19 protein-coding genes are annotated in these 24,100 nt (G+C 62.9%); 14 read left to right on the top strand and 5 right to left on the bottom strand.

Annotation, left to right across the window (positions count from 1 at the left end; all coding sequences use genetic code 11):
* Positions 1-4 precede the first annotated feature (4 nt).
* A complete protein-coding gene (locus J5Y21_RS05410; RefSeq protein ID WP_210573492.1) occupies positions 5-2,281 on the top strand; it encodes a bifunctional (p)ppGpp synthetase/guanosine-3',5'-bis(diphosphate) 3'-pyrophosphohydrolase in 2,277 nt (758 codons plus the stop codon).
* A 111-nt stretch (positions 2,282-2,392) separates the two neighbouring features.
* Here J5Y21_RS05410 and J5Y21_RS05405 read toward each other — a convergent pair whose 3' ends face one another.
* Both J5Y21_RS05405 and J5Y21_RS05400 read right to left on the bottom strand, forming a co-directional pair.
* Positions 2,393-2,827, bottom strand: coding sequence for a hypothetical protein (locus J5Y21_RS05405; RefSeq protein WP_210573490.1), 435 nt, complete (start codon positions 2,825-2,827; stop codon positions 2,393-2,395).
* 371 nt (positions 2,828-3,198) lie between these two features.
* A complete protein-coding gene (locus J5Y21_RS05400) occupies positions 3,199-4,089 on the bottom strand; it encodes a peptidylprolyl isomerase (protein WP_210573488.1) in 891 nt (296 codons plus the stop codon).
* 109 nt (positions 4,090-4,198) lie between these two features.
* Here J5Y21_RS05400 and tpx point away from each other — a divergent pair, with 109 nt between their 5' ends.
* From tpx to hisS, 3 genes are read left to right on the top strand one after another with little or no spacing between them, the layout of a single operon-like run.
* Positions 4,199-4,696 (top strand): thiol peroxidase, encoded by a 498-nt coding sequence (tpx, locus tag J5Y21_RS05395; RefSeq protein WP_210573486.1) that lies wholly within the window; start codon positions 4,199-4,201, stop codon positions 4,694-4,696.
* 48 nt (positions 4,697-4,744) lie between these two features.
* Positions 4,745-5,398 carry an MBL fold metallo-hydrolase gene (locus J5Y21_RS05390; protein WP_210573484.1) on the top strand — a complete coding sequence of 218 codons (654 nt, stop codon included), beginning with the start codon at positions 4,745-4,747 and terminating at the stop codon, positions 5,396-5,398.
* 11 nt (positions 5,399-5,409) lie between these two features.
* On the top strand, positions 5,410-6,735 hold the full coding sequence (gene hisS / locus J5Y21_RS05385) for a histidine--tRNA ligase (protein ID WP_210573483.1): 1,326 nt from the start codon (positions 5,410-5,412) through the stop codon (positions 6,733-6,735).
* A 216-nt stretch (positions 6,736-6,951) separates the two neighbouring features.
* Here hisS and J5Y21_RS05380 read toward each other — a convergent pair whose 3' ends face one another.
* Entirely contained in the window at positions 6,952-8,403 is a 1,452-nt protein-coding gene (locus tag J5Y21_RS05380; RefSeq protein WP_210573482.1) for an L-serine ammonia-lyase, read from the bottom strand.
* 148 nt (positions 8,404-8,551) lie between these two features.
* Between J5Y21_RS05380 and ugpC the strand changes: the two genes are divergently transcribed.
* Genes ugpC through J5Y21_RS05350 form a run of 6 tightly spaced genes read left to right on the top strand, consistent with a single transcriptional unit; the run spans position 8,552 to position 14,868 of the window.
* Complete coding sequence (gene ugpC, locus J5Y21_RS05375) at positions 8,552-9,670, top strand: sn-glycerol-3-phosphate ABC transporter ATP-binding protein UgpC (RefSeq protein WP_210573550.1); 1,119 nt, start codon at positions 8,552-8,554, stop codon at positions 9,668-9,670.
* Positions 9,671-9,702: 32 nt separating this feature from the next.
* Complete coding sequence (locus J5Y21_RS05370; protein WP_210573481.1) at positions 9,703-10,992, top strand: DUF4032 domain-containing protein; 1,290 nt, start codon at positions 9,703-9,705, stop codon at positions 10,990-10,992.
* Positions 10,993-11,031: 39 nt separating this feature from the next.
* A complete protein-coding gene (locus J5Y21_RS05365; RefSeq protein ID WP_210573480.1) occupies positions 11,032-12,375 on the top strand; it encodes an ABC transporter substrate-binding protein in 1,344 nt (447 codons plus the stop codon).
* A gap of 30 nt (positions 12,376-12,405) precedes the next feature.
* On the top strand, positions 12,406-13,251 hold the full coding sequence (locus tag J5Y21_RS05360) for a sugar ABC transporter permease (RefSeq protein ID WP_210573478.1): 846 nt from the start codon (positions 12,406-12,408) through the stop codon (positions 13,249-13,251).
* A gap of 3 nt (positions 13,252-13,254) precedes the next feature.
* Positions 13,255-14,175 carry a carbohydrate ABC transporter permease gene (locus J5Y21_RS05355; protein ID WP_210573476.1) on the top strand — a complete coding sequence of 307 codons (921 nt, stop codon included), beginning with the start codon at positions 13,255-13,257 and terminating at the stop codon, positions 14,173-14,175.
* Between the two features lie 21 nt (positions 14,176-14,196).
* Positions 14,197-14,868, top strand: a complete 672-nt coding sequence (locus J5Y21_RS05350) for a hypothetical protein (RefSeq protein WP_210573475.1) — start codon at positions 14,197-14,199, stop codon at positions 14,866-14,868.
* A gap of 191 nt (positions 14,869-15,059) precedes the next feature.
* On the opposite strand, the gene J5Y21_RS05345 is transcribed toward J5Y21_RS05350, so the two are convergent.
* Both J5Y21_RS05345 and J5Y21_RS05340 read right to left on the bottom strand, forming a co-directional pair.
* Positions 15,060-15,821, bottom strand: a complete 762-nt coding sequence (locus J5Y21_RS05345; protein WP_210573474.1) for a CBS domain-containing protein — start codon at positions 15,819-15,821, stop codon at positions 15,060-15,062.
* 15 nt (positions 15,822-15,836) lie between these two features.
* Positions 15,837-16,745, bottom strand: a complete 909-nt coding sequence (locus J5Y21_RS05340; protein WP_210573473.1) for a neutral zinc metallopeptidase — start codon at positions 16,743-16,745, stop codon at positions 15,837-15,839.
* A 133-nt stretch (positions 16,746-16,878) separates the two neighbouring features.
* On the opposite strand from J5Y21_RS05340, the gene aspS reads away from it, so the two are divergent.
* The 4 genes from aspS (at position 16,879) to alaS (ending at position 24,070) form a co-directional block, all read left to right on the top strand.
* Positions 16,879-18,711 (top strand): aspartate--tRNA ligase, encoded by a 1,833-nt coding sequence (gene aspS / locus J5Y21_RS05335; RefSeq protein WP_210573548.1) that lies wholly within the window; start codon positions 16,879-16,881, stop codon positions 18,709-18,711.
* Between the two features lie 50 nt (positions 18,712-18,761).
* Complete coding sequence (locus J5Y21_RS05330; RefSeq protein ID WP_210573472.1) at positions 18,762-19,901, top strand: phosphotransferase; 1,140 nt, start codon at positions 18,762-18,764, stop codon at positions 19,899-19,901.
* On the top strand, positions 19,898-21,283 hold the full coding sequence (locus tag J5Y21_RS05325; protein WP_210573471.1) for a replication-associated recombination protein A: 1,386 nt from the start codon (positions 19,898-19,900) through the stop codon (positions 21,281-21,283). The genes J5Y21_RS05330 and J5Y21_RS05325 overlap by 4 nt, the downstream gene beginning before the upstream one ends.
* Positions 21,284-21,397: 114 nt before the next feature.
* Complete coding sequence (gene alaS / locus J5Y21_RS05320) at positions 21,398-24,070, top strand: alanine--tRNA ligase (RefSeq protein ID WP_210573470.1); 2,673 nt, start codon at positions 21,398-21,400, stop codon at positions 24,068-24,070.
* Positions 24,071-24,100: the final 30 nt, after the last annotated feature.

Genomic DNA, 24,100 nt, shown 5'->3' with positions numbered 1-24,100 from the left:
GCGCATGACGTCCCAAGATCGATCGCAGCGGCGCACCACCGGTTCGTCGATGCGCAGTGTGTCGGCCAGGCTCGCCCGGTCGCTCACCGGTGGGCGACCGAAAACTAATCCGGTCATCGAGCCGCTGTACTCGATCCACCGCAAATACCACCCGAAGGCGAGCGTCGAGGATATCTCGCGCGCCTATGAGACGGCGGAGCGCCTGCACGAGGGCGTGCAGCGCAAGTCCGGTGACCCGTACATCACCCACCCGCTGGCTGTGTCGACGATCTGCGCTGAGATCGGTATGGACACGACCACGATCATGGCCGCGCTTCTCCACGACACAGTGGAGGACACCGAATACTCCCTCGACGATCTCACGAATGATTTCGGCCCGGAGGTCGCCCGGCTCGTCGACGGTGTGACCAAGCTCGACAAAGTCGCCCTCGGCGCCGCTGCTGAGGCCGAGACGATCCGCAAGATGATCGTGGCCATGTCGCAGGATCCGCGAGTACTGGTGATCAAAGTCGCCGACCGTCTGCACAATATGCGCACCATGCGCTTCCTGCCGCCGGAGAAGCAGCAGAAAAAAGCGCGTGAAACCCTTGAAGTCATTGCCCCGCTGGCGCACCGCCTCGGCATGGCGTCAGTGAAATGGGAGCTCGAGGACCTCGCATTCGCGATCCTGTACCCGAAGAAGTACGAGGAGATCGTCCGCCTCGTCGCTGAGCGCGCCCCCTCGCGTGACCGGGCTTTGAAAGAAGTCACCGGTGAAATCCAGGCCGAGCTAAAACAAAACGGCGTCAAGGCCGAGGTCATGGGACGCCCGAAGCACTACTGGTCGATTTACCAGAAAATGGTGGTCCGCGGCCGCGACTTCAACGAGATCTTCGACCTCGTGGGCATTCGCGTCCTGGTGGATAATGTCAGCGACTGCTACGCCGCCATCGGTGTCGTGCACTCGCTGTATTCGGCGATGCCGGGGCGTTTCAAGGACTACATCTCCAACCCGCGCTTCGGTGTTTACCAATCACTCCACACCACCGTGATGACAGATTCCGGTCGCCCGCTGGAGATCCAGGTGCGCACTCATGAGATGCACTACAACGCCGAATTCGGCGTGGCCGCTCACTGGCGGTACAAGGAAACGAAGGGCTCCCACAAGGGCGACCAGGCTGAGCTGGATCAAATGACGTGGATGCGTCAGTTGCTCGACTGGCAGAAGGAAGCAGCGGATCCGAACGAGTTCCTTGATTCCCTGCGCTACGATCTCACCTCCGCGCAGATCTTCTGCTTCACCCCGAAAGGTGACGTGATCAACTTGCCGGCGGACTCGACACCCGTCGATTTCGCCTACGCGGTGCACACTGAGGTCGGCCACCGCTGCATTGGCGCGAAGGTCAACGGCAAGCTCGTCGCGCTTGAATCCACACTCAAGTCAGGTGACCGTGTCGAGGTCTTCACATCAAAGGACGCGAATGCGGGCCCGTCGCGCGACTGGCAAGACTTCGTCGTCTCACCGCGCGCCAAGAGCAAGATCCGCCAGTGGTTCGCGAAAGAACGCCGCGAAGAGCACCTCGAGGCTGGTCGCGATGCCTTGGCCGCGGAGGTCCAGCGCGGCGGTTTGCCGTTGCACCGCCTCTTCACGGCTGACTCGATGAACAAGGTGGCTACTCAGCTCCACTACGACGGTGTCGATGCCCTCTACACCGCGATCGGTTCCGGCCAGACCTCTGCGAAGCATGTGGTCAGCCTGCTGGTGGAGATGTTCGGCGATGAGGACGACGCCGTCGACGCGCTTGCCGCACGCGCGCCCATCGCGGAGCTCAAAACGCCGACGCGTACCGACGGCCCCGGCATCCTCGTCGAGGGGTCCCCCGATGTGATGGCCAAACTGGCCCGCTGTTGCCAGCCCGTGCCTGGCGATGAAATCTTCGGCTTCGTCACCCGTGGCGGGGGAGTGTCCGTCCACCGCGTCGACTGCACCAACGCAGAGAAACTCAAACAGGAACAAGCCCGACTCATCCAGGTGGAGTGGAACAGCGGTTCCCGACAGGGCGCGTCCACGGCGACGATGCAACTGGAAGCACTTGACAAACAGGGCCTGCTGGCTGAGCTCACCCGAGTTCTCAACGAGCAGAAGCTGCCAGTCATTGCTTTCAACCACCACTGCGACGACGACCATATCGCCACTGTCCGGTTCACTTTCCAGGTCTCCGACACCAAGCAGTTGGGCACGCTGATGAACCAGGTGCGCAATATCGAGGGTGTCTTCGACGTCTACCGTGTCAACGCTTAGCCGATAACTCGGACTCGGCGCACCTCTGATTTAGAAGCCTAAAGACGCGAAAACCGCCACGACGCAGCGTCGTGGCGGTATAGGCGTGTGAGCTAGATGCTCGGCGCAGCCTTAGAACGGCAGCTTGAAGTTCTTCTGAGCGAAGGTGAGCACGGAGCCGACCAGACCCAGGACTGCGGTGAAGACGCTGATCCAAGCGGTGATAGCCTTCGGATCCCAGTCGCCATCCTTGTCGGAGGAGTTAGCCTTTAGCTTGTCGCCGAAGGACTTCTTCTTGCCGTTGTCCTGGTCGGTGTTGTCCTTGCCCTCGTCGTCCTTCGGCTGGTCGGCCTTGTCGTCGTCCTTCGGCTGGTCGGCCTTGTCGTCGTCCTTCGGCTGGTCGGCCTTGTCGTCGTCCTTCGGCTGGTCGGCGTTGGTGCCCTCGGCGGTGACGGGGGTCTCGTCCTTCGGAGCCGGCTCAGCTGCGAAAGCCGGAGCAGCGACGACGCCGGAGACGGAAACGGTAGCTGCGGTGGCAGCAGCGAGGATGCTCTTGCGGATCTTCATGAATGTCCCTTTCAGAAAGAAGCTCTCAATGACGTGGAACACTCTACAGTCGGGGTATAGGCCCTGCAAGGGCTTTAACGAGCGGTTATCCAGGTAGGGGGACTGGCTCTCAGGCTTTTCTTAAGTGTTTGTAGTCAAAATATGTGCCGAATGGGACTAATGGGACTGGTTTGGCGGACGCGTTCTCAGGCTCTGGCGACGGAGAATTTGTACAGACACACAGTTGAAGCGGGAAATATGGGAGAGGGGGAGGGGTGGGCGTCGATAAGCTGTATGCGCGCTGGCCGTGATTACGGCAACCTTAAGCTCGGGCAATGAAAAACCGCCCAATGTGAGTAAGCTCACACTGGACGGGGTGGGGATAGCGGAGATTAAGCGATCGATGCGCTGTTGATCTTCACTTCCTCCTTGGGGGCGCCGTCGCCGGGGTTCGCCATCATGGCCTCTTCCTCGGACTCCGGCTCAGCGATGCCTGCCTCGGCGATCTTGTCGAGGGTGGCCAGGCCCTCCTCGTTGATCGTGCCGAAGTAGGTGTACGCGGGCGGGAGCGGGGAATCGCCGTAGTTGAGGAAGAACTGGGAGCCGTTGGTGTTCGGGCCCGAGTTCGCCATGGCGATGGTGCCGCGCTCGTAGAGGACGTTCTGGTTCTCCTTCTCCGCCGGGTCGTCGGCCGGGTACTCGTCCGCGAACTGGAAGCCCGGGCCGCCACTGCCGGTGCCGCTCGGATCGCCGCACTGCAGGACGTGGAGGCCCTCAGTGGTCAGGCGGTGGCACACGGTGTCGTTGTAGTACCCCTCCTTGACCAGGTACTCGATCGCGTTGACCGTGCACGGCGAGACGGAGCGGTCCAGGGTCAGGCCGATGGGGCCGGCGGAGGTGTCGAGGGTGACGTCGACGGTGCCCTCCGTCGATACGCCTTCTGCTTCGGGCAGGCCCTTGTAGAACTCGCCCTGTCCGTCCTCGGTGTAGGTGCAGGTGACCGTCGGATCGAGCGGCTCGGAGCGCTTCTTCTTCAATGCGACCGGCTCCATCTCCTCCGGCTGCTCCTGGTCCTGCTGCTCCTCGTTCTGGTCCTCGGCGACGACGTCCTCGTCCGAGCCCCAGGTCGCTGCCAGGTAGATGCCGCCGCCGACGAGGGCGATGACCAGCAGCGCCATGGCCGCGATCGACCAGGGCTTGTTCTTCTCTTTGCGGTCGCGGGCCTTGAGCTCGCGGTCGAGTTCCTTCAGAGCGTCTTTGCCGCGCTGCGCGTTATTGCTCACGGACTTCGGCCTCCATCGGTAGGTGTGAGTGGTCAGATGGGTAATTACAGTATCAGCCGTTGTGCGGACGCCAGTGCGTGCGGCTCGGCCTTTATTTATGCTGGGCGCCATGGCTGACATTTCTTTCCGCAATGAACCGACCACCACCTCTGGCGATCTGCCCGCAGTAGGCGAGAAGCTTCCGTCCTTCGAGCTCGTCGGCGGGGACATGAATGCCGTCACCGACGCTGATTTCGCTGGCAAGCGCATCGTTCTGAACATCTTCCCGTCCATTGACACCGGCGTGTGCGCCCAGTCCGTGCGCCGCTTCAACGAGCTCGCCGCGGGCCTCGACAACACTGTCGTCCTGTGCGTGTCCAAGGACCTGCCGTTCGCGCAGCAGCGTTTCTGCGGTGCCGAGGGCATCGACAATGTCGTCAGCGCCTCCGCGTTCCGCTCCACCTTCGGTGAGGACTACGGCATCATCATGGAAGGTTCGCCGATCAAGGGGCTGCTCGCGCGTTCCGTGGTGGTCACCGATGCGGACCACAAGATCATCCACACTCATCTCGTAGACGACATCGCCGATGAGCCCGACTACGATGCCGCCGTGGAGGCACTTTCTTAATTAGTGGGGCCAGCGGCTGATCCGCGCGGGCCGTCTAGACTGGCGGCCATGCAGATCGCAGGATTCACCGCAGGACCGTTCGGCACCAACACGTACGTCGTCACCGCCTCGGGCTCTAAGCCCGAGGCTTTCGTCATTGACCCGGGCAAGGACTCCCACGCCCAGGTCATGAAGATCGTCGAAGACGAGGGTGCGGAGCTCGTCGCCGTCGTGCTCACCCACGGCCACATCGACCACACCCGTGACTGTGCCGAGTTCGGTGTGCCTGTCTACATCCACCCCGACGATGAGGTGATGCTCGATCCGCAGTGGGGCGCGCCCGGCGACTTCGGTCGGATCTTCGAGGTCGACTCCATGAAGCAACCCGAGGACCTGCGGCACCTTACAGCGGGGGAGACCATGACGTTCGCGGGCATGGACTTCCGTATCGTCCACGCCCCGGGGCACTCGCCGGGGTCGTGCCTGCTCATTGCTGCATCCGACGAGCAAGTCGTCTTCGCCGGCGACGTGCTGTTCGCCGGTTCCATCGGCCGCACGGACCTTCCCTTGGGCGACCCGGCCGCGATGGACCGCACACTCGCCGGCCCCGTGTGGGATCTCGACGATGAGCTCACTGTTCTGCCCGGCCACGGGCCTGCGACCACAGTGGCACAAGAACGCACCACAAACCCGTATCTCAGCGCCGCAGGCCGTTCGCGCTAAGATCGACCGGCGTGAGCGATACCCAGCAGAAAGCCGAGAAGTTCCAGCCCCTGTCCGCGCCGAAGGGCGTGCCGGATTATGTTCCGCCGGCATCCGCCACGTTCCACGCGGTCCGTTCCGAGTTTGTGAATCAGGCGCATCTCGCCGGGTACCAGCACATTGAGCTGCCTGTCTTCGAAGACACCACCCTCTTTGCCCGCGGCGTGGGGGAGTCCACCGATGTCGTCTCTAAGGAGATGTACACCTTCGCCGACCGCGGCGACCGCTCCGTCACCCTGCGCCCAGAAGGCACCGCAGGTGTCATGCGTTCGGTGATCGAGCACAATCTCGATCGCGGCCAGCTGCCCGTCAAACTCAATTACTACGGCCCGTTCTTCCGCTACGAGCGCCCGCAGGCCGGTCGCTACCGTCAGCTGCAGCAGGTCGGTGTCGAGGCGATCGGCGTCGACGATCCGCTTCTCGACGTCGAGGTCATCGCCCTCGCCGACCGCTGCTACCGCTCCATTGGCCTGACCGGCTTCCGTCTCGAGCTGACCAGCCTCGGCGACCGGAATTGCCGCCCGGCCTACCGCCAGAAGCTCCAGGACTTCCTCCTCGATCTGCCGCTGGACGAAGAGACCCGCCACCGCGCCCAGATCAACCCGTTGCGCGTACTGGACGACAAGCGTCCGGAGGTCCAGGAGATGACCGCCGACGCTCCGCTGATGCTCGACCACTTAGACGCCGAGTGCCGCGAGCACTTTGAGACCGTCACCGGCTCCCTCGACGACCTCGGCATCGAGTACGTGATCAACCCGCGCATGGTCCGTGGCCTGGACTACTACACCAAGACCTGCTTCGAATTCGTCCACGACGGCCTCGGCGCACAGTCCGGCATCGGCGGCGGCGGCCGCTACGACGGCCTCATGGCCCAGATCGGCGGCCAAGACCTGTCCGGCATCGGCTTCGGTCTCGGTGTCGACCGTGCTGTCCTTGCCCTCGAAGCCGAAGGCGTCACCCTCGATGGGGTCGACCAGCGCGTCCAGGTTTACGGCGTCGGAATTGGCCCCGAAGCGACCAAGAAAATGGCCAAGCTTATCGACGAACTCCGCCTCAACGGCATCTCCGCCGACATGGCGTACGGCGGCCGCGGCCTCAAGGGCGCCATGAAGGGTGCGGACCGCTCCGGCGCCCACACCGCACTCGTCCTGGGCGACCGCGAGCTCGAAGCCGGCGAGATCACCGTGAAGAACCTCGAAAACCAGTCGCAGAAGACTGTCTCCCTCGACACCGGCGCGATCATTGACGCCATCTTCCTCCCGGAGGACGATACCGCCCCAGAGGTCACGGAACGCTAGGGGGCAATCGGGCCTGCCCTTTATTGGGCCCCAGCGGCGTTTTGATCGCCGGCCGGGAGGCGGCCGCCGACCGCGGTCAGATTCCCGCGTGGATCTTCTTTCTTCTCGCCGGGGATCGGCTACCTGTTTCCCCGGGTCAGTTTTGGTTGACATGGAAGCAACGTCATCCAAATCCACCCTGCACCCAGAGACGCCCAACCAAGCCTCATAGTGGGGCTAGCACTCGGTGATATTCACCGGGAATCCGAGCTGGACGGCGAGGCCGCCGACGGAGGTCTCCTTGTATTTGGTCATCATGTCGCGGCCGGTGGCGGCCATGGTCTCCACGGCGTCGTCGAGGGAGACGATATTGGTGCCGTCGCCCCATTTGGCGAGGCGGGCGGCGTTGATGGCTTTGACGGCACCGATGGCATTGCGCTCGATGCATGGGACCTGAACAAGGCCGCCGACTGGATCGCAGGTGAGTCCGAGGTTGTGCTCGAGGGCAATCTCCGCGGCGTTTTCCACCTGGGCAGGTGTGCCGCCGAGGATGGCGCACATGCCTGCGGCGGCCATGGCGGAGGCGGAGCCGACTTCGCCCTGGCAGCCGACCTCGGCACCGGAAATGGAGGCATTGGTCTTGATGATCGCGCCGACGGCACCGGCAGTGAGCAGGAATTCCCGGGCGCGCTCCGGGGTGAAATCGGCGGTGAAGTCCCGGCAGTAGTGCATCACGGCGGGAATGATGCCGGCGGCGCCGTTGGTCGGGGCAGTGACAACGCGGCCGTGGGCGGCATTCTCCTCGTTGACGGCCAAGGCGTAGAGGTTCACCCACTCCATCGCGTCGAGTCCCTCGGAGTTGTGGCGCTGCTGCTCACTGGTGAGCATCGCGTGCATGCGCGGGGCGCGACGGCGGACGTTGAGGCCGCCGGGTAGGGAGCCGTCGGTGGTGATGCCGTTTTTCACGCATTCCTGCATCACGGACCAGACCTCGTCCAAGTGGGTGGTGTACTCGGTCACGCCGCGCTGGATGGTTTCGTTGTGGGCCATGACCTCGGCGATGCTCAGACCGGTGTCGTCGCAGACAGCCAAGAGGTCCGCGGAGGAATCATAAGCGTATGTGCCGTCGTCTAAGTCAGCTGCCCCGGATCCAGCTGCCTCTTCAGCCTCCGCCTCAGCGACTGCGGTAGCAGCGGCGATGCCGGTGCTGGCTCCTTCGGAGGTGGCTTCGTTCATCTCGGCGCGGTCCATGATGAAGCCGCCGCCCACGGAGTAGTACTCGGTGCGGCTGGCCAGGCGGGTGCCGTCAGCGGCCCATGCGTCGAAGATGAGGCAATTGGGGTGTTCGGCGACGGGCTTCGGGTTGAAGGTGAGCTCGTAGGTGACAGTACCGTCGGGGCCCGAGATGGTGCCTTTCGCGGGAATCGGTGTTCCCGGGACAGGCTCGACGGTCTGGTCGGTAGTCAGGGGAGTGTAGCCCACCAGGCCGAGGAGGACGGCGCGGTCGGTGCCGTGGCCGACACCGGTGGCGGCGAGAGAACCGCGCAGTTCAATGTGAACTTCCGAGGGGAGCTGGCCGAGTTTCTCCACGAATGCGGTGCTGGCGCGCATCGGGCCAACGGTGTGCGAGGACGACGGGCCGATGCCGATGCTGAACAGGTCAATCACGCTAACACGATGCGATGTCATGTCCACGAGAGTAAACGCGGGGGGAAAAGGGCACAAACCTTTGAGCAGGTGAGCTACTTAGTGCAGGCCAGCTGGTGTTAGGGTCAAACTAAGGTTTGAAATATGGATGACCGGTGGCGGTTCGCGCCCGCCGGAAGAGGAGAAGCACATGGCCACAGTGACCTACGACAAGGCGACGAGGATTTATCCGAAGGCGGTTAAACCGAGCGTCGATAAGCTTGATCTTGAAATTGCAGACGGTGAGTTCCTCGTTCTCGTCGGCCCCTCTGGTTCCGGCAAGTCCACCGCGTTGCGCATGCTCGCGGGCCTGGAGGAAACGAATGAGGGCCGTATCCTGATCGGCGACCGCGATGTCACGCACGAGTCCCCGAAGGACCGCGATATCGCGATGGTCTTCCAGAACTATGCGCTGTACCCGCACATGACCGTGCGCGAGAACATGGGCTTTGCCCTCAAGATTGCGGGCATGGACAAGAGCGATATCGATCGCCGTGTCGAGGAAGCCGCGAAGACCCTCGATCTGACGGAGTACCTGGACCGCAAGCCGAAGGCCCTTTCGGGCGGTCAGCGCCAGCGTGTGGCCATGGGCCGTGCGATCGTGCGCGAACCGCAGGTCTTCCTCATGGACGAGCCGCTGTCCAACCTGGACGCCAAGCTGCGTGTGCAGACCCGCACACAGATCGCCAGCTTGCAGCGCCGGATGGGCGTCACCACGATCTACGTCACGCACGACCAGACTGAGGCGCTCACGATGGGCGACCGTATCGCCGTGCTCAACTTCGGCGTGCTGCAGCAGGTGGGCACCCCGCGCGAACTCTACGAACACCCGGATAACGTCTTCGTCGCCGGCTTCATCGGTTCGCCGGCAATGAACCTGTCCACCTTCAACGTCGAGGGCAATGTGGCCAAGCTCGGCGGTGCGTCGATTCCGCTCGCGCCCGAGCATGTCCAGGCCCTGACTCCGGAAGACAACGGCCAGGTCATCCTCGGCTTCCGCCCGGAGGCGCTCACCGTCGTGCCGGAGAGCACCGAGCACACCGTTCCCATCGAGGTCGACTTCACGGAGGAGCTCGGCTCCGATTCCTATATCTACGGCCACCTCGTGGGCGGCGAGTGGCGCGAAGAGGGCACCGACGATTCCGTAGCGGGCAAGATCGTCGTGCGCGTGGCACCGATGTCCGGCATCAAGGGCGGCGACATCATCCACGTCGCTGTCAACGAGGGCGGACTCCACGTGTTCTCCAAGGCGACCGGAAAGAGGATCTAGGCGCCTGCCGCGCGCCGTGAGGTGAGCAGTCCATGTCCGAGAAAATGAGCGTCCAGTCGCCGGCGTATGCACAAGTTCTGCTTGGCTTGCCGTGGGCTGTTCCTCTCGCGGACTGGCCTGAAGAGCTGCTCGCGGCGTACCCGCGCGGTATTTCGCGCCACACGGTGCGGCTCATTTCAGCAGGCGGATTGGCGCTAGCGATCAAGGAGATCGGCGAGTCCGTCGCTTATCACGAGTACCGGACGTTGAAGAAGCTCCGGGATCTCGACATTCCGTGCGTGAAGCCGGTCGCAGTGATCGCGCACCGCACCGACGACGCACGCGACGAGGAGCTCACTCCGTGCCTGGTCACTGAGCACTTGGAGTTCTCCCTGCCGTACCGCGACGTGTTCAGCCGCGCGCTCGGCCCGGAGACGGTCAATAAGCTCATCCGCGCGCTCGCCGTTCTGCTTGTACGCCTCCACCTGCTGAATTTCTATTGGGGCGACGTGTCGCTGTCTAACACGTTGTTCCGCCGAGACGCCGACGAATTCTCCGCGTACCTTGTCGACGCGGAGACGGGTGAGTTCCACGCCCCCTTGTCCCAAGGGCGCAGGCTTTACGACGTCGAGCTCGCCCGCGTCAACATCATCGGCGAACTCATGGACCTTCAAGCAGGCGGGCTTATCGACGCCTCCGTGGACGTCATCGCCCTCGGCAATGCCGTTGATGCGACCTACCACGAACTGTGGGGCCTGATGACCGACGAGCTGGTCGTCGAGGGCGACGCGTTCGGACAGATCGCCGAGCACATCGAGAAGATCCAAGCTCTGGGCTTCGATATCGGTGAAACGGAGATCAGCCACGGCACCCGGCCCGGTGTGGATTCCGACGGTAATCCCACCGGTGAAAACGTCGATGTGTACCGCGTGAGCATTGAGCCCGCCGTGTTTTCCACCGGCTTTAACCGCCGCAAGCTCAAGCAGCTCACCGGACTCGATGTCCAGGACCGCCAGGCGCAGCGTCTGCTGGGTGAAATGGAGGTCTACCGGGCACTCCACTACGACGGTGACATTTCCCTCGAGGACGTCGCTCTGGACTGGTTGGTGAACCGGTACGAACCGATCGTGGCGCTCACCCCGCCCGCTCTGCGAGCCAAGCTCGAGCCCGCTCAGGTGTTCCACGAGATCCTCGACCACCGCTGGTTCGTCTCGGAGAACGAGTCACGCTATGTCCGCCTCGAAGAAGCCGCCGAATCCTATTTCCGCACCATCTTGCCTGAGCGGCCCGATGAGGCGCGGATCTACACCGCCGACAATCCCGATATATCCGGTAGCCCCTGAATTCCCACACCCCCTAGAACAATGATTGAGGTACACCCCATGCAACCGACCACCCGAGCGCTAGCGGCCGTCGCCGCTGTCGGGTTGAGCGCGTCGCTGCTCACCGCGTGCGGGCAGAACAACGGCCCGAACGTGTACTACCTGAACTTCAAACCGGAGCAGGCGGAGCAGTTCGAGCAGATCGCGGAAGAGTACACCGCCCAGACCGGCGTTCCGGTCAAAGTGGTCACCGCCGCATCTGGTTCCTACATGCAGACTCTCAAGGCCGAGATGGCCAAGTCCAACGCGCCAACGTTGTTCCAGATCAACGGCCAAGAAGGCTACGGCATCTGGAAGGACTACTTGGCCGACATGTCCGACTACGAGATCACCCAGGCTCTGCAGGACGACGCTCAGCCGATCACCAATGCGAATGACCAAGTAGTGGGCATTCCCTTTGCCATGGAGGGCTTCGGCATTCTCTACAACGAAGAGATCATGGACGCCTACTTCGCGCTGCCGGACGCGAAGGTTGGATCCATGGAGGAGCTCAACTCCTTCGACGACTTGAAGGCCGTCGCTGAGGACATGCAGGCCCGCAAAGATGAATTAGGCATCGAGGGCGTATTCGCCGCGACATCGCTCGGTGCCGGTGAGGAATGGCGCTGGACCAACCACCTCATGAATGGTCCCCTCCATTATGAGATCGTCGACCGCGACATTCAGGACTTCTCCGATATGGCCGATGTGGAGTTCACCTACGGGGAGAACTACCACAACCTCTTCGACCTTTATCTGCAGAATTCCACGGTGAAGCCGAGCTTGGCATCTGCGCGTGCCGTGTCCGACGCCATGGCTGAATTCGCCACTGGCAAAGCAGCCATGGTGCAAAACGGAAACTGGGCCTGGGGTCAGATCTCCGGTGAGGGCGGCAACGTGGTCAAGGAAGACAAGGTCAAGTTCATGCCGATGTATATGGGGCTGCCGAACGAGGAGAACGTCGGTATCAACGTCGGCACCGAGAACTTCCTGTCGGTCAACAACAAAGCCAGCGAGGAAGACCAGCAGGCAACAAGGGACTTCCTGAAGTGGCTCTTCCTGTCCGAGCGGGGCAAAGAACTCGTTGTCAACGACCTCGGTTTCATCGCCCCGTTCGAGAACTACGGCGTCGACGACGTCCCGGACGACCCGCTGGCGCGCCAAGTGCAGGAAGCGCTCAACGACACTGAGACAGAAGCGCTTCCGTGGGACTTCCAGTACACCCCGAACCAGCAGTTCCGTGACCTCTACGGGCAGAACCTCGCCCAGTACGCCAACGGAAATCTCACGTGGCAGGACTTGGTGAACAAGCTCAAGGAAGACTGGAACTACGAGATGGCCAACCAGATCGCGCTGTTGGATTAGGCGGGCCGGGAGCAACCACAGGATCACATCATGCAACAGACACTGAAGAAATATTTCCCGATCTTCGTGCTGCCGACGCTCCTCGCATTCGGCATCGCGTTCTTCGTGCCGTTCATCGTCGGTACGGCACTATCGTTCACTAAATTCACCACCATTACCGACGCCACCTGGGTCGGTTTGGACAACTACGCCCGCGTGTTCAGCGAGCGCGAAGGCTTCGTCTCCGCGCTGCTGTTCACGATCCTTGTCGCGGTGGTGTCCATCATCACCGTCAACGTCATCGCATTCGCCATCGCGTGGATCTTGACCCGTAAACTGCGCGGCACCAACTTCTTCCGCACGGTCTTCTTCATGCCGAACCTGATCGGCGGCATCGTGCTGGGCTACACCTGGCAGTCGATGATCAATGCCGTGCTGGCTAATTACGAGACCACGATCTCCGCCGACTGGCGCTTCGGCTACGCGGGCCTCATCATGCTGATGAACTGGCAGCTCATCGGCTACATGATGATCATCTACATCGCCGGCCTGCAGAACGTTCCGCCGGAGCTCATCGAGGCCGCAGAGATCGACGGTGTGTCCAAGTGGCAACAGCTGCGGCATGTGACCATTCCGCTGATGATGCCGTCGATCACCATCTGCCTGTTTTTGACGCTGTCGAACACGTTCAAGGTCTACGACCAGAACCTGGCGCTCACCGACGGCGCTCCCGGCGGACAGACCGAAATGGTCGCCCTCAACATCGTCAAGACCATGTTCAACCGAGTGGGCGCCGAGGGCGTCGGCCAGGCGAAGGCAGTCATCTTCGTCGTCGTTGTCGTCGCCATCGCTATGTTCCAGCTGCGTGCCACCCGCAGCAGGGAAGTGGAGGCATAAACCATGACTACGAGTATCAAAGCGGATAAGAAGGCGGACCGGAACGTGCCGTCGATAAGCAAAAAGAAAAAGGCCGGGGACGAATCGACCGTGTCGGGCGGCTCCAAGGTCCTCATCTACGCGGTGCTGGTGTTTCTCACCATCGTGTTCCTCGGGCCGATCGCGTTCATTCTGTTGAACTCGTTCAAGGATCGCTTCGCCATCTCCACCAACCCGTTCGCGCTGCCGACGGGTGAACTGTGGGCCGGGCTGACGAACTATGTCACCGGCGTGCAAGGCGAAGGTTTCGGGTGGGCGATCGTGTGGTCGTTCGTGATCACGATCAGCTCCGTTGTCGCCGTCGTGTTCTTCTCCGCGATGACCGCCTACTACATCACCCGCGTCAAGACCTGGTGGACGAGCGCGCTCTACTACGCATTCGTGTTCTCCATGGTCATCCCGTTCCAGATGGTCATGTTCCCGACCGTGGTCATTGCCGACCGCCTCAGCTTGGCTAATCCGCTCGGCATGATCGTGCTCTACCTCGGATTCGGCTCCGGGTTGAGTGTGTTCATGTTCTCCGGCTTCATCAAATCCATCCCGCTGGAGATCGAAGAAGCCGCGCATATCGACGGCTGCTCCCCGCTGACCACCTTCTTCCGCGTCGTGCTGCCCATGCTGAAGCCGACCGCCATCACCGTGGCGATTCTGAACGCGATGTGGATCTGGAATGATTACCTCCTGCCGTACCTCGTGATCGGCCTGTCCACCCCGTACCGCACCATCCCGGTCGTGATCCAGCAGTTCATCGGCTCGCAGGGCGACCGCGACTTGGGCGCCATGATGGCGATGCTGGTGCTGGCGATCACCCCGATCATCATCTTCTACGTCTCGGCGCAGAAGCACATTATCGAGGGTGTCGCCGCCGGCGCTGTGAAGGGCTAATGGTCAGGTAGCGGTCCGGTCATGCAGTTTTTCCACCCCGACTCGAAGTTCATGGCGGCGTTCACGCTGCTGGCGGACATCGTGATCCTGAATATGCTGCTGGTGGTCACCTCGCTGCCGGTGGTGACCGGTGGAGCCGCGTGGCGTGCCGCCAATGTCGTGGTCGGGGAGATGGTGCAGGGCCGGGGCTCCCGCTACGCTCTCATGTTCATTCGCCAGCTCACCGTGGCCTGGCGCGCTGCTTCCGTGTTTTGGGTGTTGTTATTGGCTGCCGGTGCGCTCTTGGTTTACCAGCAGTTCGTGGTCTTCCAAGCCGGCGTGGACGGTTTCGCGCTCACGGTGATCCAAGCTCTGGCGTTGGCCGGAGCATTCATCATCGCCGGAATCAGCGTGTGGTTCTTTGCGCTGGCGTCGGTCGGTTCAGATAACTCGGGTAGTTCGGGCAGTTCGGGTGCTGAGAACTCGCCGGCCCCAGGTTTCGCTCAGCTCGCTACATCGTCGATCCAGCACACGTTCCAGTTCCTCGGCCGCACGCTCATCGCGGTGGCGGTGGTGGCCGGGGCAGTGTGGGTCGTCGTCAAGCTGCCTCTCGCTTTCTCCGTGCCGCTGGTGTTCTTCTTTGTGCCCGCGATGGTGCTGTATCTCGTGCGCCTTGTGCTGGCAGGCCCGCTCGGGCAGGAGCTGGGGGACTGAAGCCCGATTTTGGTGGGGCGAGATCTTGGGGCAGGATCTGCCGGAAAATAGTTGGTGCAGGCCCACCGGTGAATCTGTTTACATCTCCGACATGTCTGCTTATTTATAAGTAGAGGTCAGCGCGTTTTGGGGTTCAGTGGCAGCGGGGCGAAGTGTAAACAGATTCACCAGCATCCCGCGCGAGCGGGGAACTAGACCGCGTCGAAGAGCGCGGGCAGGTTCGAGGGCGTGATCACGCGCAGAGGCTGCTGGTTGTTGTGCCCGTGTTCGGTGATGATCACGAGGCGGGGCAGGACCTGCTTGCGCGAGGGTGAGGTGAGCGCGGCGATGACCTCGGTGGCTGTGGCGGTCCGGGGAAGGAACACGGCTTTGTCCTTGCGCTCGTTGAAGGTGAGCACGTGCTCGATGCTCGAGTTGGCGATGGAATCGTCTTCGCCGAGCTCGTCGGCGAGCCACCGGGCGATCGTGTTGGTGGTCAGGACGCCACGGCACTGTTTGTCGTCGTAAATGGGGAACTGGGAGATGCCCGTGTCGCGGATGGCGTGGAGTGCCTCGTGAATGTCCTCGTCGGGCGAGAACGTGATCACGTCCTGGTGGCCGATGACATCTATAGCCAGGGCTGGGTGGAGGAGTTGATCGCGGATGGCCTCGATCTCGGCGACTGCCTCGGGCAGGGGTTCGGCGATGGGCCGGTAGTCCTGGTATTCGCCGTGGCTGATGGCGTTCCTAAGCCCAGCGAATTCCTTGAGATCGTTGGCCTGTCCGGTGGTGACGATGTGGCGCTTTTCCGCTTTGGAGACCATCCAGTTGAAGCCGTCGGTCTTCTTCGCGTCCAAGGCGGAGCGCAGGAAACTCTCGATCTCGTTGAACGCCGCGAGAAACGGCACAGCGCGATTGCTGGGCCGTGCGCTGTGCTGAGCGTCCTGATCGCTGCTGTTGTCGCCCTTGGTCATCGTTTATATATAGATCTAGCCCTTGTACACGCCGCGGTTGAGGGTGTCGCACTTGGCCATGGAGCCGCTGTTGTAGCCGCTGAGGAACGCTTCTTGGCGCTGCTCGGAGGAACCGTGCGTCCAGGCATCCGGGTTGACGTCTTGGCCGGAGTGCTGCTGGATGTGGTCATCGCCGATGGCGCGGGCGGTCTCAATAGCCGACTTCAGCTGGTCCTCGGTGATGGGCTCGAGCAGGGCGTTTTCGCCCTTGTCTGCCTGGGATGCCCAAATACCGGCGTAGCAGTCAGCCTGCAGCTCGATGGCGACGGCTGCGGAGTCCTCGCCCGGGTCTTCGTAGTTGCTCAGGCCGAGGGTGTCCTCGAGGTTCTGGATGTGGTGGCCCCACTCGTGGGCGACGACGTACATCTGAGACAGGGGAGCAGAGCTTCCGCCGAGCTGTTCAAGCTGATCGAAGAAGCTGGTGTCGAGGTAGATGTGCTCATCGCGCGGGCAGTAGAAGGGGCCCGTGCTTGACGACGCATTACCGCACCCACTCTGGACACTGTTCTGGAACAGACGCAGACCCGGCTCGCTGTATTCGATGCCGGCCTGCTCGGAGAGCACGGTGGGCCACACAGCGTTGAGCGAATCGGCCATGGCAGCAGCGCGGCAATCCGCGTACTCGTTCACGGCACCTTCAGCACTGCAGTGTTCGAGGTTGTTTTCGCCCTGCTGCTGCTGTTGCTGAGCCTGCTGGCCGGGTTCGGCCGGGCCACCGCCAAGGCCGCCACCGCGGCTGAGAAGCAGGTAGAGGACGAGTAGGACGACCGTGCCGAGGCCGCCGCCGCCGAGCATGATGGGCATGCCGCCGCCTCTGCCGCCGCTGGGGCCACTGCTCGTACTGACTCCACGCCCGGAGGGCGTCACACCACTCTTAAAGGTCATGGGCCAAATCATGCCATAAACAAGGGAGGTTCCGGGGGTGGGAACCTTCTAGGGAGATGCACCGGGGCCATTCGGTAGACTCACGTGAGTTGAGAAATAGTTGGACAACACGTGGAAGGACGTGGAGGAAACCGTGCTGCGCACTCACCTTGCAGGGGATCTCCGTAAAGAAATGGACGGTCAGACCGTCACGCTGACTGGTTGGGTCGGCCGCCGCCGTGACCACGGCGGTGTGATCTTCATCGACTTGCGCGACCGTTCCGGTTACGCACAGGTCGTCTTCCGTGAATCCGAGGTGGCTGAGGCCGCTCACGACCTGCGTAGCGAGTACTGCGTGAAGGTCACCGGTGTCGTCGAGCCGCGTCCGGAGGGCTCCGCTAACCCGAATCTCGCGTCCGGCGAGATCGAGGTCAACGCGACCGAGTTGACTGTCCTGTCTACCTCTGCGCCGCTGCCGTTCCAGGTGGAGGATTTCTCCTCCAGCGAGGTCGGCGAGGAGACTCGCCTGCGTTACCGCTACTTGGATCTGCGCCGTGAGCGCCAGGCCGAGGCTCTGCGCCTGCGTTCGAAGGCGAACAAAGCTGCCCGCGACGTGCTGAACAAGCACGAGTTTGTGGAGATCGAGACGCCGACTCTTACGCGTTCGACCCCGGAGGGTGCCCGCGACTTCCTGGTTCCGGCTCGTCTTCGTCCGGGTACGTGGTACGCACTGCCGCAGTCCCCGCAGCTGTTCAAGCAGCTGCTCATGGTGTCGGGCATGGAGCGTTACTACCAGATCGCGCGCTGCTACCGCGACGAGGATTTCCGCGCTGACCGCCAGCCGGAATTCACCCAGCTGGATATTGAGGCCAGCTTCGTCGACCAGGATGACGTTATTGAGCTCGCCGAGGAGATCCTGGTTGAGCTGTGGAAGCTGATCGGCTACGAGATCACCACGCCGATTCCGCGCATGACCTACAAGGAAGCGATGGAGAAGTACGGCTCGGATAAGCCGGATCTGCGCTTCGATATTCAGCTGGTGGACTGCACTGAGTTCTTCAAGGACACCCCGTTCCGCGTGTTCCAAAACGAGTACGTCGGTGCTGTGGTCATGGACGGTGGCGCATCGCAGCCGCGTCGTCAGCTGGACGCATGGCAGGACTGGGCGAAGCAGCGCGGTGCCAAGGGCTTGGCGTACATCCTCGTGCAGGAGGACGGCGAGCTCACTGGCCCCGTCGCGAAGAACATCACCGACGAGGAGAAGGCGGGCATCGTCGATCACGTCGGCGCGAAGCCGGGCGACTGCATCTTCTTCGCCGCTGGCGACACCAAGTCTTCCCGTGCGCTGCTCGGCGCCGCTCGTGGCGAGATCGCGAACAAGCTCGGCCTGATCAAGGAAGGTGACTGGGCGTTCACCTGGGTCGTCGACGCACCGCTGTTCGAGCCGGCTGCCGACGCCACGGCCTCCGGCGATGTCGCACTCGGCCACTCCCAGTGGACGGCTGTGCACCACGCGTTCACGTCGCCGAAGCCGGAGTACCTGGACACCTTCGACAAGGAGCCGGGCGAGGCACTCGCCTACGCCTACGACATCGTCTGCAACGGCAATGAGATCGGCGGCGGCTCCATCCGTATCCACAACCAGGATGTGCAAAAGCGCGTCTTCGACGTCATGGGCATCACTAACGAGGAAGCACAGGAGAAATTCGGCTTCCTGCTCGACGCATTCTCCTACGGCGCACCGCCGCACGGCGGCATCGCGTTCGGCTGGGACCGCATCGTGTCGTTGCTGGGCGGCTTCGATTCGATCCGCGATGTCATCGCCTTCCCGAAGTCGGGCGGCGGCGTCGATCCGCTTACCGACGCCCCGGGCACCATTCCGGCTGCCCAGCGCAAGGAGACCGGCGTGGACTTCAAGCCGGAGAAGAAGGATGCCTCGGCCGAGGGCAAGGCCGAGACTGAGAACAAGGCCGAGGCGGACAACTAAAAGGGCGAGGCCGGCCGGGGTCGTGAGTGCTCTGCGTCGGCTGTCTGAACATGCTGGATAACCAAGAAATCATCGCCACTGCCGAAGCGGTGTTGAACAACCGCTACGGCGGGCAGCAGCAGTTGACGGACCCTGAGGAGCTCAGCGGTACCGGTGCGACGACGGTGCTGCGTCTACGTGTGGCGAATAATCCGGTGTTTCCTCACCGGTCCGTCGTGGTGAAATATTCGCCGGAGTCGAATGATGAGGTGGACGACGCAGCTTTTTTGAGGGAAGTGGTGGCGTACCAGTTCACGACGTCGTTAAGCGAAGATGTGCGCCCTGGTCCTGTCTTGCTGGGGTACGACATCGAGCGTCGCACGCTGATCCTGTCGGATGTGGGCAACGGTGAGACCTTCGCTGATCTGCTCGACCAGTCCGACGACGAGGCGCGCGTGCGTCTGCTGCGGAATCTGGGCACGTCGTTGGGCAAGATGCATGCCGGAACCGCGGGGGCGGAGACGAGCTTCAATATTTTGCTGGCGCGCATGCTCCGCTCCATCGACGGCGCGCGGGAGATCCAGATTCAGCGCGAAGCGATGCTGGAAAACCGTATTGAAGAAGGCGTGGACATCATCCGACAGATGGGCATTGACGTGCCCGCGGATGTCGCTGCTGTGGCCCAGACGGTGCAGGTGCGCATGCTGCACGGCGGGTCGCGGGCGTTCACGCCGTTCGACCTGTCGCCGGACAACATTATTTTCGCCGAGCGCGCGCAATTCCTTGACTACGAGTGGGCTGGTTTCCGTGATGTCGTGGCGGATATCGCTGGGGTGATCGCTGGTTTCCCGCAGTACATTTCGGCGCGGCCGATCAGCGAGCATGAAACGGCAGTCTTCGTTGAAGCGTGGGTGGCGGAAGTCGGCGACGTGTGGCCGTCGGTGCTCAACCACGACACGTTGCAAGCGCGGATTACCGCGGCGCTGATCGGCTGGGCGTTTTTCAGTGCCTCGTTGCTCGAGTACGTGCGGGGTGTGGAAGACGCAGCAGGAGACGGGGAGGCGCCCGAGGATGAAGCTGAGGCGCGGGTGATCCGCAGGGATGTGGCCGGTACCTTCGATGCCCTGGCGCGCTACGCGGCGACGGGCACGGAGCCGACGTATGCGGTGACGGCGGATTTCGCCCGCCGGGTAGCGGAGCAGCTGGTATGACGCAGGGCGGTTTGTTCACGGATCCGTCGGGCTCGGGTAGCTCGGGGCAATCCGGAGCGAGCCTCAGCAGCGCTGCGCGGGGCACCGCTTTTTTCGACGCGGGGTCTTCAGCGCCGCTTGCAGCCCGGATGCGGCCGCGGACCCTCGATGAGCTCGTGGGCCAGGAGCACCTCCTCGGCCCAGGCCGTCCGCTCCGCAGGCTCGTGGAGGGCTCCGGCGAAGCATCGGTGATTCTTTATGGCCCACCGGGCACCGGCAAGACGACGATCGCCTCGCTCATCGCGGGCGCCATGGGGCAGAACTTCGTGGGGTTGTCGGCGCTGTCGTCGGGCGTCAAACAGGTCCGCGAGGTGCTCGAGGGCGCCAAGCAGGACCTCGTGCGCGGGCAGCGCACGGTGCTGTTCATCGACGAGGTGCACCGATTTTCGAAGACGCAGCAGGACGCGTTGCTCGCCGCGGTGGAAAACCGCACGGTGCTGCTCGTGGCAGCGACGACAGAAAATCCGTCCTTCAGCGTGGTGGCGCCGTTGCTGTCGCGCTCTTTGCTGTTGAAGCTGGAATCGCTTGACGACGACGGCATCAGGACCGTGATCGACCGCGCCGTCGAAGACCAACGAGGCCTAGGCGGAGCAGTGACGCTTGACGACGACGCGCGTGAGCAGCTTGTCCTGCTCGCCGGGGGCGATGCGCGCCGCGCGTTGACCTACCTCGAAGCGGCTGCCGAGGGCGCAGGTGACGGGGAGCAGAAATCGATCACCCTCGAGGTCGTGCAGAACAGCGTTGACCGTGCAGTGGTGCGCTACGACCGCGATGGCGACCAGCACTACGACATCACCTCGGCGTTCATCAAGTCGATCCGCGGCTCCGACGTGGATGCGGCGCTCCACTACCTCGCGCTCATGATCGAAGCGGGGGAGGACCCGCGGTTCATCGCCCGCCGCCTGGTCATCCACGCGTCCGAGGACATCGGCATGGCGGATCCGACCGCGCTGCAAACGGCGACGGCGGCGGCCAATGCGGTCCAGTTCATCGGCATGCCGGAAGGACGCCTGCCGCTCGCGCAAGCCACCATCCATTTGGCGACCGCGCCCAAGTCGCCGTCGGTGATCAAAGCGATCGACGCAGCGCTTGCCGACGTCCGCGCCGGACGCACCGGTGCCGTTCCGCCGCACCTTCGTGACGGCCACTACGAAGGAGCGAAAAAGATCGGCCATGCGGTCGGCTACCTCTACCCGCACGATGACCCGCGCGGTGTAGTGGAGCAACGGTATATGCCGGAAGGGCTCGACGATGCCCGGTACTACCAGCCCACCGACCATGGAGCGGAGAAACGTATTCAGTCGTATGCGGAGAGGCTGAGGGAAATGGTGCGGGGAGAATAGGCGTCGATAAGCGTTGTGCCCGTGAGCTAGTGACCGTGAGATGGCGTAGCGCGGGTAAGGTGTAACGACGAGAAACGCACTGTCAACGCTTTACTAACGCTTAAGGATTCTTCTGTGCAGACCCATGAGATCCGCGACCGGTTCACCTCGCACTTCGTCGACGCTGGGCACACGCCCGTGCCTAGCGCTTCGCTGATTCTCGACGACCCGACCCTGCTGTTCGTCAACGCGGGCATGGTGCCGTTCAAGCCGTACTTCTTGGGGCAGCAGAACCCGCCGTTCGAGAACGGCAAGGCCACCTCGATCCAGAAATGCGTGCGCACCCTGGACATCGAGGAAGTGGGCATCACCACCCGCCACAACACCTTCTTCCAGATGGCGGGCAACTTCTCCTTCGGCCAGTACTTCAAGGAAGGCGCGATCACGCTCGCGTGGGACCTGCTGACGAAGTCGCAGGCTGATGGCGGTTTCGGGCTCGACCCGGAGCGGTTGTGGGTGACCGTCTACACGGACGACGATGAAGCGGCCGAGATCTGGCGTGACAAGGGCGGAGTTTCCGCTGACCGCATCCAGCGCATGGGCATGGAGGACAATTTCTGGTCCATGGGCATCCCCGGCCCGTGCGGCCCGTGCTCCGAGATCTACTACGACCGTGGCCCGGAATACGGCGCCGACGGCGGCCCGATCGCCGACGATAACCGCTACATGGAGATCTGGAACCTCGTGTTCATGGAGTCCATCCGCGGCGAGGGCGATAAGAAGGGCAATTTCGAGATCGTCGGCGAGCTGCCGAAGAAGAATATCGATACCGGCCTGGGCATCGAGCGCCTCGCCTGCCTGCTGCAGGGCGTGGACAATGTCTACGAGACAGATCTGCTCGCACCCGTGATTCAGGCGGCGGAGAAGCTGACCGGCACGAAGTACGGCGCTGGCAAGCAGGAAGACGATGTGCGCTTCCGCGTCATCGCCGACCACTCCCGCACCGCGATGATGATCATTCTCGACGGTGTCACCCCGTCGAATGAAGGCCGCGGCTACATCCTGCGCCGCCTGATGCGCCGCATCGTACGTTCCGCGCGCCTGCTGGGTGCCACCGGTAACACGCTGGAGACGTTCATGAACACCATCATGGACACGATGACACCGTCCTTCCCGGAGATCGCGGACAACCGCGAGCGCATCCTCCGCGTCGCTGTCGCCGAGGAAAAGGCCTTCCTGAAGACCCTCGAATCCGGCACCACGCGTTTCGACGAGACGGCCACGGCGCTCAAGTCTGCCGGCCAGAAGACGGTTCCGGGGGAGAAGGCTTTCGAGCTGCATGACACCTACGGCTTCCCGATCGACCTGACCCTCGAAATGGCCGCCGAGGCTGGCCTGGACGTGGACATGGATGCCTTCCACGCGGCGATGGACGAGCAGAAGCAGCGCGCCAAGGCCGACAACAAGGCCAAGAAGCACGGCAATATTGATGAATCGCTCTACCGTGAGTGGATCGACGGTCACCCGACCGAATTCGTCGGCTTCACCGAGCTGAGCCACGAAGGAAAGGTCCTGGGCCTCGTCCGCGGCGGCGAGAAGGTCGGGGAGGCTGCCCAGGGCGACGAGGTCGAGGTCATTCTCGATGTGACCCCGATGTATGCCGAAGGCGGCGGACAGCTCGCTGACCGTGGCCGCATCATCGTCGGCGACACGGTCCTCGACGTGCACGATGTCCAGAAGGTCGGCAACAAGAAGCTCTGGGTGCACAAGGCGACCGTGGCAAACGGCGGACTCGACGTCGGCCAGACCGTCCGCGCGGAGGTCGATCCGACGTGGCGCCACGGTGCCCGTCAGGCGCACACCGCGACGCACCTGATTCACGCGGCGCTGCGCCAGGTGCTCGGCCCGACCGCCGTGCAGGCTGGCTCGATGAACAAGCCGGGCTACTTGCGCTTCGACTTCAATTACACCGACCAGTTGAGCCCCGAGCAGCTGGAGGAGATCTCGACCATCGCCAACCAGGCGGTCGACGCGGACTTCGCCGTCAACACCTTCGAGACCTCCTTGGACGAGGCGAAGGCAATGGGCGCGATGGCCCTGTTCGGCGAGAACTACGGCGACGAGGTGCGCGTCGTGGAGATCGGCGGACCGTTCTCCATCGAGCTGTGCGGCGGCACGCACGTGGACCACTCCTCGCAGATCGGCCCGGTGGCCGTGCTCGGCGAGTCGTCTGTCGGATCGGGTGCACGCCGTATTGAGGCGTACTCGGGCATGGATTCCTTCCAGTACTTCTCCAAGGAAGCCGCTATTGCGAACCTGCTCGCCAGCGAGATGAAGACCCCGTCTGAGGATCTTCCGGAGCGCATCGCTCAGCTCACCGAGCGCCTCCGCGCCGCTGAGAAGGAGATCGAGAATCTGCGCAAGAAGGAACTGGCCAACCAGACCGGCGAGCTGGTGAATAAGGCAGAAGAGGTCGGGGCATTCCGCTACCTGAGCGTGAAGCTTCCCGACGGCACGACCGGCGGCGACATGCGCACCATCGCCACGGATCTGCGCGGCCGCTTCGGTGATTCCCCGGCAGTGATCGTGCTGGCCGCGGATGCCGATGGCAAGGTGCCGTTCGCTGTGGCTGCGACAAAGGCAGCTGTCGACGAGGGCATCAAGGCCGGCGAGTTCGTTGGCCTGTTCGGCGGATATGTCGGTGGCAAGGGCGGTGGCAAGCCGGATCTCGCGCAGGGTTCGGGTTCGGATGCTGCAGGCATTGATGCCGGCTTCGCAGCCCTTCGGGACCGCATCGCCCAGATATAGGATAGGGTTCAGGAAGGTCACGAATTGATT

The organism is Corynebacterium sp. Marseille-P3884, from assembly GCF_017942225.1.
In the GTDB taxonomy this organism is placed as follows: Bacteria; Actinomycetota; Actinomycetes; order Mycobacteriales; family Mycobacteriaceae; genus Corynebacterium.
Note: the sequence above shows the minus strand (reverse complement) of the source record. Positions and strands in the feature narration are given on the sequence as shown.